The 14,159-nt window shown below is 65.1% G+C and carries 12 protein-coding genes; 4 read left to right on the top strand and 8 right to left on the bottom strand.

Annotated features, from left to right (window positions below; translation table 11 throughout):
- Positions 1–6: 6 nt before the first annotated feature.
- The 5 genes from X268_RS00845 to X268_RS00825 are packed head-to-tail and all read right to left on the bottom strand — an operon-like array spanning position 7 to position 4,374.
- A complete protein-coding gene (locus tag X268_RS00845; RefSeq protein ID WP_128923172.1) occupies positions 7–729 on the bottom strand; it encodes an AprI/Inh family metalloprotease inhibitor in 723 nt (240 codons plus the stop codon).
- On the bottom strand, positions 729–1,718 hold the full coding sequence (locus X268_RS00840) for a 2-hydroxyacid dehydrogenase (RefSeq protein ID WP_128923171.1): 990 nt from the start codon (positions 1,716–1,718) through the stop codon (positions 729–731). Before X268_RS00840 ends, X268_RS00845 begins: the two co-directional genes overlap by 1 nt.
- On the bottom strand, positions 1,718–2,536 hold the full coding sequence (locus X268_RS00835) for an ABC transporter permease (RefSeq protein ID WP_128923170.1): 819 nt from the start codon (positions 2,534–2,536) through the stop codon (positions 1,718–1,720). Before X268_RS00835 ends, X268_RS00840 begins: the two co-directional genes overlap by 1 nt.
- A complete protein-coding gene (locus X268_RS00830) occupies positions 2,533–3,348 on the bottom strand; it encodes an ABC transporter ATP-binding protein (RefSeq protein ID WP_128923169.1) in 816 nt (271 codons plus the stop codon). The genes X268_RS00835 and X268_RS00830 overlap by 4 nt, the downstream gene beginning before the upstream one ends.
- A gap of 3 nt (positions 3,349–3,351) precedes the next feature.
- Positions 3,352–4,374, bottom strand: coding sequence for an ABC transporter substrate-binding protein (locus X268_RS00825; protein ID WP_128923168.1), 1,023 nt, complete (start codon positions 4,372–4,374; stop codon positions 3,352–3,354).
- Positions 4,375–4,524: 150 nt separating this feature from the next.
- On the opposite strand from X268_RS00825, the gene X268_RS00820 reads away from it, so the two are divergent.
- The 3 genes from X268_RS00820 (at position 4,525) to X268_RS00810 (ending at position 8,103) form a co-directional block, all read left to right on the top strand.
- Complete coding sequence (locus tag X268_RS00820; RefSeq protein ID WP_430648250.1) at positions 4,525–5,334, top strand: creatininase family protein; 810 nt, start codon at positions 4,525–4,527, stop codon at positions 5,332–5,334.
- 140 nt (positions 5,335–5,474) lie between these two features.
- Positions 5,475–5,738: a hypothetical protein gene (locus X268_RS00815; RefSeq protein ID WP_164937457.1), complete on the top strand. Its 264-nt coding sequence runs from the start codon at positions 5,475–5,477 to the stop codon at positions 5,736–5,738.
- Positions 5,739–6,162: 424 nt separating this feature from the next.
- Complete coding sequence (locus X268_RS00810; RefSeq protein WP_245477746.1) at positions 6,163–8,103, top strand: carbohydrate porin; 1,941 nt, start codon at positions 6,163–6,165, stop codon at positions 8,101–8,103.
- Positions 8,104–8,174: 71 nt separating this feature from the next.
- Here the strand turns inward: X268_RS00810 and X268_RS00805 are convergent, their stop codons facing one another.
- The gene (locus X268_RS00805; RefSeq protein ID WP_128923164.1) at positions 8,175–10,250 is read right to left on the bottom strand and encodes a methyl-accepting chemotaxis protein; all 2,076 of its coding nucleotides are present in this window, start codon (positions 10,248–10,250) and stop codon (positions 8,175–8,177) included.
- A gap of 243 nt (positions 10,251–10,493) precedes the next feature.
- Between X268_RS00805 and X268_RS00800 the strand changes: the two genes are divergently transcribed.
- A complete protein-coding gene (locus tag X268_RS00800) occupies positions 10,494–11,789 on the top strand; it encodes a hemolysin family protein (protein WP_128923163.1) in 1,296 nt (431 codons plus the stop codon).
- A 211-nt stretch (positions 11,790–12,000) separates the two neighbouring features.
- Here X268_RS00800 and X268_RS00795 read toward each other — a convergent pair whose 3' ends face one another.
- On the bottom strand, positions 12,001–12,240 hold the full coding sequence (locus X268_RS00795; protein ID WP_128923162.1) for a PilZ domain-containing protein: 240 nt from the start codon (positions 12,238–12,240) through the stop codon (positions 12,001–12,003).
- A 105-nt stretch (positions 12,241–12,345) separates the two neighbouring features.
- Entirely contained in the window at positions 12,346–14,034 is a 1,689-nt protein-coding gene (locus X268_RS00790) for an FMN-binding glutamate synthase family protein (protein WP_208764413.1), read from the bottom strand.
- Between the last annotated feature and the right edge of the window lie 125 nt (positions 14,035–14,159).

Here is a 14,159-nt window from a genome sequence, read left to right as displayed (position 1 = left end):
CGGCGCCTACTGACGCAGCATGATCAGGGGGTCGGCGGTGTCGGGCACGCGACGCCACTGCGCGTTGTCGTCGGCTTCGAACTGCCAGACCTCGCCCGATTTCGACATCAGGACGATCTGGCCGCGCTCGAGCCGCCACTGCGTCGGGTTGAACTGCGCGATGGCCGCGTCGCATTTCGGCTTGAGGAAGACCTGGAAATTGTCTGGCGCCGCCTCGGTGTTGGTCAGCGTCAGCCCGCAGACCGGCTGGCCGTTGCCGCGCACCATCGCCCAGTCGCCGATCATCTGGTCCATCGACTTGGCCATCGAGCGGGCGGCCGCGAGGTCCTGCAGGATGTAGACGCCCTCGCCCTGGCGCAGGCCCTCGAAGATGCCGGCCTCGACCTCGGTGAAGTCGATCACGGCTTCACCGGTCGCATCCTGCAGGCGAACGATATCGAGTCCCCTGACGCTCCAGGCGACGATGTCCTTGGTGAAAGGCAGCGCGGTCTTGCAGGCGGGCTCCAGCTCCAGCTTGTAGCCCTGGCCTGCGGCGTCACCCTTCATGGTGACGACGCAGGTCTTGCTGCGCTCGGTGGTCGAAAGCTCCCACTGCCCGGGCATCGATTTCTTCAGGCTCGTCGCATCCTGCGCATGCGCGATGCCGATCGCGGCCAAGGAGGCCGCGACGGCGCCGATCGCGACCAAAGAGGGCGCGACGGCGGATGCAACGACCCGAAGAACGGACATCAGCGCCCCTTGAACGGCGTTTCGGCCACCGGCGTCAGCGGCGCCTTTCCGGCGAACCAGGCCTTGAGATTGTCGACCACGAGCTGGTCCATCGCGTTGCGCGTCACCACCGAGGCCGAGCCGATATGCGGCAGCAGCACGACGTTCTGCATCGACTTGAGCTCGTCCGGCACGTTCGGCTCGGCCGCGAACACGTCGAGGCCGGCGGCGAGGATGGTGCCCGATTTCAACGCCTGGACCAGCGCCGGCTCGTCAACCACCGAGCCGCGCGCGACGTTGATCAGCACGCCGCGCGGGCCGAGCGCCTTCAGCACCTCGGCATTGATCATCTTGTTGGTGGAAGCGCCGCCCGGCACGATCACCATCAGCGTGTCCACCGCCTTCGCCATCCCGATCAGATCGGGATAGTGCTTGTAGGAGACGTCCTTCGACGGATTGCGCGAGTGATAGACCACCGGCACCAGCGAGGCATCTAACCGGCGCGCGATGGCCTGGCCGATCCGGCCCATGCCGACGATGCCGACCTTGCGGTCGCGCAGCGAGCCGACGCTGAGCGGATAGTTCTGAGTCTGCCATAGTCCTGAGCGGACGTAGCGATCGGCCTTGATGAACTCGCGCAAGGTCGAGATCAGCAGGCCCATCGCGACGTCGGCGACCTCCTCGGTCAGCACGTCGGGCGTGTTGGTGACGATGATGTTGTGCTCGGCCGCGTATTTGGCGTCGATATGATCGTAGCCGACGCCGAAGCTCGCCACCATCTCGAGCTTGGGCAGTTGCGACAGCGAATCCCTGTCGGCGCGCACGGTGTGATAGGTCACGGCGGCGCCGCGGATCTTGTCACGGATCGCGGGCGTCAGCCGCTCGAGGTCGCCGCGCGTCTCGGCCTTGTGCACGACGAAATGATCGGAAAACCCGTTCTCGAGGATCGGCCGCACCGGCCCATAGATCAGAAGGTCGATCTTTTCGGACGAAATCGAACCGGTAGACATCAGCTTTCCTTTCCAAGCGCGCTCTCGTGCCAGCGCCGTAAAACGAGGTGCGAAACTAGCGCCAGCACCCCATAGATGACAATCCCGGCCAGCGACAACAGCAGCAGCGCCGCGAACATGCGGGGTATGTTCAATCGATAGCCTGATTCCGCGATCCTGTAGGCAAGCCCCGAACCGGCGCCCGCCGTTCCCGCCGCGATCTCGGCCACGACCGCGCCGATCAGCGACAGGCCGCCTGCGATGCGCAGGCCCCCGAGAATGTAGGGCAATGCCGCAGGCAGCTTCAAAAAGCGCAAGGTCTGCGGCTTTGATGCGCCGTAGAGCTGGAACAGGCCGGCGAGGTTGCGATCGACCGAATTGAGCCCGAGCGTGGTGTTGGACAACACCGGGAAGAAGGCGACGATGAAGGCGCAGACCACGACGGCGGTCTGCTGTTCCAGGTAGATCAGAAGCAGCGGCGCGATCGCGATCACCGGGGTGACCTGGAGGACGATCGCATAGGGAAACAGCGAGTATTCCACCCATTTCGACTGGTTGAACAGCAACGCCAGCGCGATGCCGCCGATGCTGGCCGCGACGAAGCCTTCGAGCGTGGTCAGAAGCGTGGTCGCGAGCGATTGCGACAGCACCGCCCAGTCCTTGATCAGGGTCAGCGCGATCACGGACGGCGCCGGCAGCACGTAAGGCGGGATGTCCTTGAAGCGGACCACCAGTTCCCAGGCGATCAGGCCGGCGGCGAACACGATGACGGGCAGCACGAGACGCATTGCACGTTGCGCGCTAGACGGTTTTGCGATGACGGCCGTTTGCGCGTTCATAGCGTCGACTGCCCCGAATAGGACGGCGCCAGTGCCGCCGACACTTTGCGGCAATAATCGGAATAGGCGGCAGAGGTGCGGAACGCCTCGCCACGCGGCTCGACCGTCTCGATGCGGAGATCGGCCTGGATGCGGCCCGGCCGCGCCGTCATCACCACCACGCGCTGCGACAGATAGACGGATTCGAACACCGAATGGGTGACGAAGATGACGGTCTTGCCGAGAGCTCGCCACAGCGCGAGCAGATCATTGTTGAGGCGGAAGCGCGTGATCTCGTCGAGCGCGGCGAACGGCTCATCCATTAAAAGGATATCTGGATCGGTGACGAGCGCGCGCGCCAGCGACACCCGCATCTTCATGCCGCCGGAGAGCTCGCGCGGAAAGCTATCGGCGAAATCGGCGAGCCCGACGCTGGCGAGCGCTTCCTCGGCCCGCGCGCGTCCCTCCGCCTTCGGCACGCCGCCGAGCTTGAGCGGCAGCCGCACGTTCTCCCGCACGCTGGCCCAGGGCATCAGGGTCGGCTCCTGAAACACGAAACCGATGCCGTGGCCCGGCTGCACCTCGCCCTCATGACGCGCCACCCGCACGACCCCCGAGGACGGCGCGCTGAGCTGCGCGATCAGCCGCAGCACGGTCGACTTGCCGCAACCGGACGGACCCAGCAGCGAGATGAACTCGCCCTTGCGGACAGCAAGGTCAAACGGGCCGAGCGCCATGACGCCGTTGTCATAGATCTTCGTTACGCCGCGCAGGCTGACGGCAAGATGCGTCAGACCGGTCCCGACGGCGGATGAGGTTTTGCTTGCCACCATTCCTTACGGCTTTCTCGGGCGCAGCTCGACGCCGACGCCCTTGTTGACGAAGCGCAGCGTGTAGGATTTGCGAAAGTCGAGATCCGGCTTGACGACGCCGGCCTTGACCATCTTGTTGAAGAAGGAGGTGTAACGCTCGTCGCTCATGGCGCCGATGCCATTCTTGAGGCTGTCGCCGGAATCGACAATGCCGTGCTCCCTCATCTTGGCGACGGAATAGGCGAGCAGGTCGTCGGTCATCTCCGGATTGAGCTGCTTGATCATGGCATTGCCGGCGGAATTGTCGCGATAGATGTAATTGTCCCAGCCGATCATGGAGGCATCGACGAAGCGCTGGACGAGATCAGGCTTCTTCTCGACCACGTCGCGGCGCGTCTCGATCAGGGTCGAATAGGTGTTGAAGCCGTAGTCGGCCAGCAGCAGCACGTTCGGCTTGAAGCCTGCCGCCTTCTCCACCGCGAACGGCTCGGAGGGGACGTAGCCCTGCATCGCGCTCTTGGGGTTGGCGATGAAGGGCTGCGGATTGAAATTATAGGGACGGACGTTCTTCTCGCTGAAGCCGTATTCGGACTTCAGCCACTGGAAGTAGCTGCCCATGCCCTCCTTGGACACGAACAGCGTCAGCGGCTTGAGGTCCTCGATCTTGCTGACCTTGGCATCGGGCTGCGTCAGCATCACCTGCGGATCCTTCTGGAAGATCGCGGCGATGGTCACGACGGGAACGTTGTTCGCCACCGCATCGAACGACATCAGCGTGTTCGCGGCCATGAAGAAATCGATCTTGCCGGCGATCAGCAGCATCCGGTTGTTCTCGTTGGGCCCGCCGGGGACGATGGTGACGTCGAGGCCGTATTTCTTGTAGGTGCCGTCGGCCACCGCCTGGAAGAAGCCGCCATGCTCGGCCTCGGCGACCCAGTTGGTGCCGAAGGTGACCTTGTCGAGCGTCTCGGCCCGCGCCGGTGCAAAGGAGGTGAGAGCGGCCAACACGCCCGCCGTTAACGCTCGCCGCAGATGAGAGGGGGTCATGATGGCGCTCCGTGGATCGTGGCTGGCCCAATCGCGTCTGGCTCAAGTGAAGGCAACGCGATAAAACCGCATGACATCAGGGGACGCGAGCCGGCCGGGCCCGCGTCCCCTCATACCCCAAACTACGTGACAAATTTTGGCAAAGAAACCTTGAAGACGCCCTCCCGCGACTGGATCGACATCGACTGGGCTCATGCGGACCCTGCGGAGGTGACGCGCTGGATCGCAGTGCTGCCGCTGGCGGCGACCGAGCAGCACGGCCCGCATCTGCCGGTGACAACCGACGTGCTGATTGCGGACGCCTATCTGGCGCGCACGCGGGAGCTGTTACCGCCATCTGTTCCAGCCAGCTTCCTCCCCGTCGAGCCAATCGGAATTTCCACCGAGCATATCGATTATCCCGGCACGCAGACGCTGCCGACCGAAATCGCGTTGAAGCGATGGACAGGATTGGGCGAGGACATCGCGCGGCGCGGGGTGAAGAAGCTCGTCATCATCACCAGCCATGGTGGCAACAGCGCGGCCATGATGCTGATCGCGCAGGATCTGCGCGCTCACCAAAAACTGTTCGTGGTGACGACGTCATGGTCGCGGCTGTCAGGCGCCGACAAACTGTTCCCGGCCGAGGAAGTGCGCCACGGCATTCATGGCGGCGCGATCGAGACCTCGATCATGCTGGCGCGCTATCCGGGCCAAGTGCGTCAAGATGCGATCGCGTATTTTCCCGCGAGCAGCATCGCGCTGGAGCAGCAATATCGCTGGCTGTCGACGCAGCGCCCCGCGCCGTTCGCTTGGCAGGCGCAGGATCTGAACGCCAGCGGCGCTATCGGCAATGCAACGCTGGCTGAACCGGCGAAGGGCGAGCAGCTTCTCGACCAGGGCGCGCGCGCGTTTTGCGAGCTGTTGGGGGAGGTCGATAACTTCGACGTGAACAGGCTCGCCAAGGGCCCCCTCGGCTAGCCCGCATCCAACTGAAACCATTCGGGAAATGACCGGATTCGGGGAGCGCCGGATGCGCTTTCGAACCGGTTTCGACATGCCTCCGTCCAACTGGGCACGCGGGCCACAACGGACCGCCTCAACCCCGGATGGAGTTTCACATGTCGATCAAGACCAAGATTGCCGCCGCAGCTCTCGCTGCCCTCGCCGTCACCGGCAGCATCGCGTCCACCACCACCTCGGCCGAAGCCAAGCAGCCCGGCTGGGTCTGGGGCGTGGGCGCCGGCATCGCCACCGCCGCCGTCGTCGGCTCCGCGATCGCCGCCAGCAGCGATCCCTATTACTACGGCTATCACCGCTGCGGCTGGGTCGCCCAGTACAACGCGTTCGGCCAGTACGTCGGCCGCGTTCGCAGCTGCTACTGATCTGAGGACCTGAGGCCGATCTCACACGTGGATCCTGCGTCCGACACGGGCGCCTCATCCACCCCGTGTCGTGCCCCCGACCCCGCCCGGCTGTCCCCCCCGGCGGGGTCATCCGTTTGAGGGCCGGCGAATTGTTGCAGCCCCGTCACACAGCGGTGCGAACCATCTCCCGCGACAATCCGCGTCAGTTGCTATTGCGAATTAATCGCAATAAAGTTTGGCACAGGTTCAGGAACTTGGGACGAAGTCGGGTGGAATCGAGATCATCTCGCCCGACCGCATCGCTGGCCGAGGCCTGATGACAGAATCGCCGCGAATCGGCAGGGATATCGCGGCGGGTGGGACACATTCGCGTTTGGGGGCGTGCGTTTTGACGTTGAGAAGTCACAGACACCGGTGCTTGCGAACGGCCGCGGCGATTGCCATGGGCGTGCTGGCTTTTCCCACCACGAGCTTTGCCGCCGATCTGCCGCTGAAAGCGCCGGCCTTGAAAGCGGTCTATGACTGGACCGGCCTCTATATCGGTGCGCATGCCGGCGTCACACGCGGCACGTCCGCGGCGACGCTGACCGATCCCGCGCTCGCAACCGACAACAACGTCTTCACCGGCGCGACGGGCGGCGTCCAGGCCGGCTACAATTGGCGCCTCAATTCGAGCCTGCTGCTCGGCGTCGAAGGCGACATCTCCTTTCCGAACTATCTGCCCTCCAACCACGTCGTGTCGTCGACGGGGACCGCGCTGTCGTTCGCCGAGGAACGTTGGGACTATGTCGCAAGCCTGCGCGCGCGGCTCGGCTATGCCAATGGCAGTTGGCTGTACTACGCCACAGGCGGCGCGGCCTTCACCGGCGAGCGTTTTCTCTCGACACCGAACAACGGCGTTGAAGAAAAAGTGCTGCACACGCGGTTCGGCTGGATCGCGGGCGGCGGCGTCGAATACGCCTTTGCGCCGCATTGGACCACGCGGCTCGAATATCTCTACAGCAAGTTCGACAACGCCAGCGTCAGCTTCTCCTCCGGCGCGCAATATTCCTCGTCGATGGATTTTCACAGCCTGCGGCTCGGCCTCAATCGCAAGATCGACTGGCCGGGCGTGCCGACCTACAACCCGAAGTCGGATGTGACGGACACCGAATCCAGCCGCTGGGAGATCCACGGCCAGTCGACCGCGCTGGGGCAGGGCTACCCCGCGTTCCGCGCGCCCTATACCGGACCGAACAGCCTGCTCCCGTCACCCGATTTTCAGCAGACCTGGAGCAATTCGCTCTATCTCAATGCGCGGCTATGGGACGGCGGAGAGATCTATTTCAATCCCGAACTGCTGCAGGGATTCGGTTTCAACAACACGACGGGCGCTGCGGGCTTTCCCAACGGCGAAGCGCAGAAATCCGGCTTCCCCTATCCGCATTTCAATGCGTCGCGGCTGTTCGTGCGCCACACCTTCGGCTTTGGCGGCGAGCAGGAAGAGCTTGCCTCTGGCCAGCTTCAGCTGGCGAGCAAGGTCGACGTCTCGCGCCTGACCTTACAGGTCGGCAAGTTCTCCGTGGTCGACGTGTTCGACGGCAATTCCTACGCGCACGATCCGCGCAAGGATTTCATGAACTGGTCGATCTGGGCCTCTGGCGCCTTCGACTATGCCGCCGACAAGCTCGGCCTCGGCTACGGCGCGACGGCCGAATTGAACCAGAAGCAATGGGCCCTGCGCGCTGGCTATTTCCTGATCGGCGCGGAATCGAACTCCAGCAATTTCGACATGAACGTCGGCCGCCGCGGCGAATATGTGATGGAGCTCGAGACCCGCTATTCGCTGTTCGGCCAGCCCGGCAAACTGCGCACGCTCGGCTTCGTCAACAGCGCCTTTGCGGGCAGCTATCGCGAAACGCTGGACAATCCCGCGTTCGGCGTCGACATCAGCCAGCCCCGCCGCGGCCGCATCAAATACGGCTACGCATTCAATCTCGAACAGGCCATCACCGGCGATGTCGGCGTGTTCGGCCGCTGGAGCTGGAATGACGGCCGCAACGAGATCATGGCCTTCACCGACATCGATCGCAGCCTGTCCGGCGGCGTCTCGGTGAAGGGCACGACCTGGGGCCGGCCCGACGACGTCGTCGCGATCGCCGGCGCCATCAATGCGCTGTCGCAGGACCATCGCGACTTCATCGCCGCCGGCGGTCTCGGTCCCCTGATCGGCGACGGCCGGCTCAACTACCGCCGCGAACGCGTGCTGGAAACCTACTATGCCTATGCGCTGAACAAGGCGCTGACCTTCACCGCCGACTACCAGCTGATCGTCAACCCCGCCTACAATGCCGACCGCGGCCCGGTGTCGGTGTTCTCGGGACGGCTGCACGGCGAGTTCTGAGCGGCGCGATGCGATGAACAAGGTCTCGCGGACCGGCTTGCACCACCTCTCCCCAGCGGGGAGAGGTGAGCCTACGCCGCGCGAATCGCATCCAGGAATTTTCCGACCTCGGTCTTGAGGCGGGTGCTCTCGCCGGACAGCGATCGCGCGGAGCTGAGCACGTTGGCGGAGGCCGATCCGGTCTGACTCGCGCCGCGCTGCACGTCGACGATGCTGGCGGAGACCTGCTGGGTGCCGCGCGCGGCCTGCTGCACGTTGCGGGAGATCTCCCGCGTCGCTGCGCCCTGCTCCTCGACCGCCGAGGCGATGGCGGACGCGATCTCGGACATGCGGGTGATGGTGTCGCCGATCGCCTTGATGGCGCCGACGGAGTCCTCCGTCGCGGTCTGGATGCCCGTGATCTGCTGGCTGATCTCGCCGGTGGCCTTGGCAGTCTGCTCGGCCAGCGCCTTGACCTCGGAAGCGACGACGGCGAAGCCGCGCCCGGCCTCGCCGGCCCGCGCGGCTTCGATGGTGGCGTTCAGCGCCAGGAGATTGGTCTGCCCCGCGATCTGGCTGATGAGCTCGACGACGTCACCGATCCGCCCCGCAGCGCGGGCGAGCTCGCCGACGTGATCGTTGGTCCGCGCTGCCTGCTGCACCGCCTCGCCGGCAATGCGCGCGGAATCCTGCACCTGCCGGCTGATCTCGTCGACCGACGACGCCATCTCCTCGGCTGCGGCGGCGACGGTCTGCACGTTGGTGGAGGCCTGCTCGGACGCCGCCGCGACGGTTGCGGTGACCTTTTCCGATTGATCGGCCGTGCTCGTCAGCGTCCCCGCCGATACTTCCAGCTCGGACGAGGCCGACGACACCGTATTGATCACGTCGCCGATCATGGCCTCGAACTCGCGCGCGACTTGGTCCATGCGCTGGCTGCGCTTCAGCTTCGCGTCAGCTTCGACCGCGGCGGCCTCGTCGGCGGCCTTCTTGGCGAGCAGCGAATCCTTGAACAACTGGAGCGAGCCCGAGACCTGGCCGATCTCGTCGTTGCGGCCCGTCACCGGAATCTCCACCTCGTGCTGTCCGGCGGCGAGCGACCCGATCACGTCGGCGATCCGGCCGAGCGGCGTCACCACGCGCCTGCGCAGCATCATCGTCACACCACCGAGCGTGCCGAGCAGCGCCAACACGGCGACGCCGGCAAGGGCGAGCATTGCCAGCGCGCCGTCGCGCGCGGAAGAAGCACGCTCGGCGGCTTCCGCCAGCGCAGCGTCGCGCACGCCGTAGAACATCTGGATCGCCGGCACGATGACTTTCGCCAGCTCGTCGGCGGTCGCGCCGTATTTGCCGTCGCTCCGCGCTGCAGGAAGCTCCTTGTCCACGGCAACGGCGGCTTGTCCGAAATAAGAGTCCGTTGCCGCCTTGTGCGCGGCAGCGATGCGGGCGGGATTTCCGAGTTGTTCGAGACCAGCCTCGATGCGCTCGCGGTCGGCCTCGACGCGGCCCTGCATGCGGTCCATCAGCGACAGTTCGGCTGCGGTGAGCGGGCGGCGTGCGGACAGCGCCGGTGACAGCGTGGCCGCGCGGCTGCCGGCCGAAACACGCAGATCCTGCGCCGTTCGCGCCAGGCTCAACAGCGCCGCGAGCGAGGAATCGGCATTGATGACCTTCGCCTCAAGCCGGTTCATGACCGGTTCGATGTGGCCGATGACCTCGGCAACACCGGGCAGGAAACCCTTTGTCGCAGCACTGTCGCGCGCCGCCAGCGGGACGCCCATCGCGCGATCGGCTGCGGCGGTGATCTCCTTCAGCCGCTGCGCCGCACGACCGAGATTCTCGGCAATCGCGCCGCCATCATCCAGCATCATGACTGCGCGCCGTGCGGCCTCGAAGCCCGCCTCGGCAGTTTTCGAAGCCTTGGTGGCGGCCTCGAGCTGTGCCTGCGTTGCCGCGCCTTCCTGGAAGATCGGTCCGATATAGGGAGCGCGAAGGCTGGCGACGTGCTGGTTGGCCATCAGCGTCGCGCCGAACGCATCGACGGTCTTGATCGCGTCGGAGCGGTTCGTGAAGATGCGTGTCTGGGGTATCAGCACCTCGGCGCCGAGGATGACTGCAAATACCGTCACCGTCAGCATCGACAGCGCGAAAAGTTTCCCGATCCGCATCTTGGGTCCCCCCAATAGATTTCTGCAATGTCGAAAACCTAGGCCGGCGGCCACTAAGGGCCCGTTAAGCAACGCTCCGTAGTTCCGCGGAGCGTCAGGTCGTAGCGGACAGCCTTGAAGCGCGGCGACGCGGCGGTTCCCACGGTGGCGAATGCGTGGATTTGCCAGCACTTCCTCCCCGAATACCTATATCAATGGCGTGCGCCCGCCATCCGGCCACACTTGCTTACCTCCGGAACGTCAATGCTCTCCCTGGAACTCGTCATCGTCGTCGTCCTGATCGTCATCAACGGCCTGCTCTCCATGTCCGAGCTGGCCGTGGTCTCGTCGCGTCCCGCCCGGCTGTCGCTGCTCGCGGCCAAGGGCGTGCGCGGTGCCGAGCGGGCGCTGACGCTGGCAGCCGATCCCGGCAAATTCCTCTCGACGGTGCAGATCGGCATCACGCTGGTCGGCGTGCTCTCCGGCGCGTTCTCCGGCGCGACGCTCGGACAGCGGCTGACGCAATGGCTGCTCGAGCTCGGCCTGTCCTCCGGCATTGCCGACATCGTCGGCGTCGGCATCGTGGTCACGCTCATCACCTACGCCACCCTGATCGTCGGCGAGCTGGTGCCGAAGCAGGTTGCGCTGCGCGACCCCGAAAGCATCGCGGTCAGGGTCGCGCCGGCCATGCACGTGCTCGCGAAAGTCTCGCTGCCGCTGGTCTTCCTGCTCGACATCTCCGGCAAGCTGATCCTCACTTTGCTCGGCCGCGGCGGCAAGTCCGAGGAAAAGGTCTCGGAGGACGAGATCCATCACCTCGTCAGCGAGGCCGAGAGCGCCGGCGTGCTCGAGCCCGGCGAGAAGGAGATGATCGCCGGCGTGATGCGGCTCCGCGACCGGCCCGTCGGCGCGGTCATGACGCCGCGCACGGAGGTCGACGAGATCGACCTGAACGACGATCCGGCCGCCATCCAGGAGATCATTGCGAGCAGCCCGCACTCGCGCTTTCCCGTCTCCAACGGCGATCGCGACAAGCCGATCGGCGTGCTCCAGGCCAAGGACCTGCTGGTCGCCTATATGAACGAGCGCAACCCCGATTTGCGCGCGCTGGTGCGCGAGGCGCCCGGCATTCCGGCCTCGGCGGACGCGCGCGACGTGCTGACCATCCTGAAAGCCGCTCCAGTTCACGTCGGTCTGGTCTACGACGAATATGGCGGCTTCGAAGGCATGGTGACCGCCGCCGACATCCTCGAGTCCATCGTCGGCGCCTTTCATTCGGAGGAGGGACCGCCGGAGCCGGCCTTTATCAGGCGCGCCGACGATTCGCTCCTGATCGCCGGCTGGATGCCGGTCGACGAGTTCGGCGAGCTGCTTGGCGTCGAGCTGCCGCCGCACCGCTACAACACGGTGGCAGGCCTCGTGCTGCAGCAATTCAGCGCGCTGCCTAACGTTGGCGACGCCTTCGACTTCGGCGGCTGGCACATCGAGGTGGTCGATCTCGACGGGCGAAGGATCGACAAGATCCTGGCGAGCCGGTTGAGCGAGGTCGAGACGGGGTGAGTTGCGCGGTTAGCGAGCCGCAAAGCTAAAGAATGATCCGGAAAAGTGCGAAGCAGTTTTCCGGAAAGATCATGCGCAAACAACAACCTAAAGCGCGATGACGATTCATCTAAATCTCATCGCGCTTTAGCTGTCGTCCCGGACCAGCGCGCCTCGAGCGCTCGCCGATTCGGGACGCCAGCTGAAAACGCCGCGAGGACGAGGCCCTCACTCACCGGAACTTCACGCCGATTCGCTTCTCCTTGCGCCAGACCACGATGCAGGATCGATGGGTTCCGTCGGCCTGGAGGAACAGGGTGAAATGCTCGGGAATGCCGACCGGGCTGGTGACGTCGAGCGCCGCGCCGGCGTCGGACAGGTTGCGGACGGTGCAGTCGATGGCGCCGCCGCCGAACTCCATCGTTCCGGCCTTCAGCACGCGATGCCTCGCCTTGTCGCGCCGTTCGTCCATGGGCACAACCTACATCCAAAGTTGAACCAAACGTTAAATGCCAGCCACGCTCACGGCGTGCATTCGTGCGGGCCGCCGATGGCGCCCCGCCCTTCGGCAATGCCGCTACGGCGCCGGCTGGAACGTCTCCGCCTGCGCCATCCGCCAGGCATCGCGGAAGCGCGGATCGTCGGTGCCGTCGAGCAGCTCGCCCGGACGCAGCGCCGGATAGAGCTGCGCGAAGGTTTGGACCTTGGTCGTGGACGTGCGCTGGCTGAAATGGATCGGGCGCAGCTGCTGCGGATGCTCCAGGCCGGCCGCGGCGATCAGCTCGGTCAGCGAATGCAGCGTCGCGTGGTGATAATTGTGCACGCGGTCGATCTTGAGCGGCACGTAGAGCGCACGCGCGCGCGTCGGATCCTGCGTCGCCACCCCGGTTGGACAGCGGTCGGTATGGCAGCTCAGCGACTGGATGCAGCCGAGCGAGAACATGAAGCCGCGCGCCGAGTTGCAATAATCGGCGCCGATCGCCATCGCCCGCGCCATGTCGAAGGCGGTGGCGATCTTGCCCGAAGCACCGATCCTGATGCGGTCGCGCGCATTGATGCCGACCAGCGCGTTGTGGACGAAGTCGACGCCCTCGCGCATCGGCATGCCCAGATGATCCATGAACTCCAGCGGCGCCGCGCCGGTACCGCCTTCATTGCCGTCGACGACGATGAAGTCGGGATAGATGCCGGTCTGAAGCATCGCCTTGCAGATCGCCAGGAATTCCCAGGGATGTCCGATGCAGAGCTTGAAGCCGGCCGGCTTGCCGCCGGAGAGACGCCGCATCTCGGCGATGAACTGCATCATGCCAACGGGGGTCGAGAAGGCGCGGTGCGAGGCCGGAGAGATGCAATCCTCGCCCATCGCGACGCCGCGGATCTTCGAGATCTCCTCCGAGACCTTGGCCGCCGGCAGCACGCCGCCATGGCCGGGCTTGGCGCCCTGGCTGATCTTGAGCTCGACCATCTTGATCTGATCGTCGCCGGCGACGCGCGCGAACGCTTCGGGATCGAAGCTGCCGTCGAGATGGCGGCAGCCGAAATAGCCGGAGCCGATCTCCCAGATGATGTCGCCGCCCATCTCGCGGTGATAGGGGCTGACGCCGCCCTCGCCGGTGTCGTGCGCGAAGCCGCCCTTCTTGGCACCGGCGTTCAGCGCGCGCACCGCATTCGGGCTGAGCGCGCCGAAGCTCATCGCGGAAATGTTGAACACCGAGGCCGAATAGGGCTTCTTGCAGTCGGGGCCGCCGATGGTGATGCGAAACTTCTCCTGGGCATGCGTCTTCGGCGACACCGAGTGGTGCATCCACTCATAGCCTTCCCGGTAGACATCCTCCTGGGTGCCGAACGGACGCTTGTCGAGCTCCATCTTGGCGCGCTGATAGACCACCGCGCGGGTGTCGCGCGAGAACGGCATGCCGTCCTTCTCGCTCTCGAAGAAGTATTGCCGCATCTCCGGGCGGATCTCTTCGAGCAGGAAGCGGATATGCGCCGAAATCGGATAGTTGCGCAGCACCGCGTGGCTCTTCTGCAGGAGATCGCGGACGCCGAGCAGGGTCAGCGCGCCGAAGATCAGGACCGGAATCAGCAGGATGTCGAAGATCTTGCGGTCGGTGATGCCGATACCGATCAGGAGCGCGGTAACGACCGCGCAGATCGTCAGCACGATGAAGCGCGGCGAGAAGGGCAGCAGCAGGGTTTCAACGATCCCCTCTTCCGCCAGCGGCAGGCGCTTCGGGGATGCATGCGTCTTGTTGTCGTCGGCCACGATTCCGGTCCTCTCGCCAGCATGAGGCGGTACGATACGCCCTCGCCTGTCATACGGATATGACGCAGCCCTTGTTTCAGGCTAGCGAAATCGGCCGGCGCAGATCAATCCGCCGGGAGGACGGA

It is taken from the genome of Bradyrhizobium guangxiense (genome assembly GCF_004114915.1).
In the GTDB taxonomy this organism is placed as follows: Bacteria; Pseudomonadota; Alphaproteobacteria; order Rhizobiales; family Xanthobacteraceae; genus Bradyrhizobium; species Bradyrhizobium guangxiense.
Note: the sequence above shows the minus strand (reverse complement) of the source record. Positions and strands in the feature narration are given on the sequence as shown.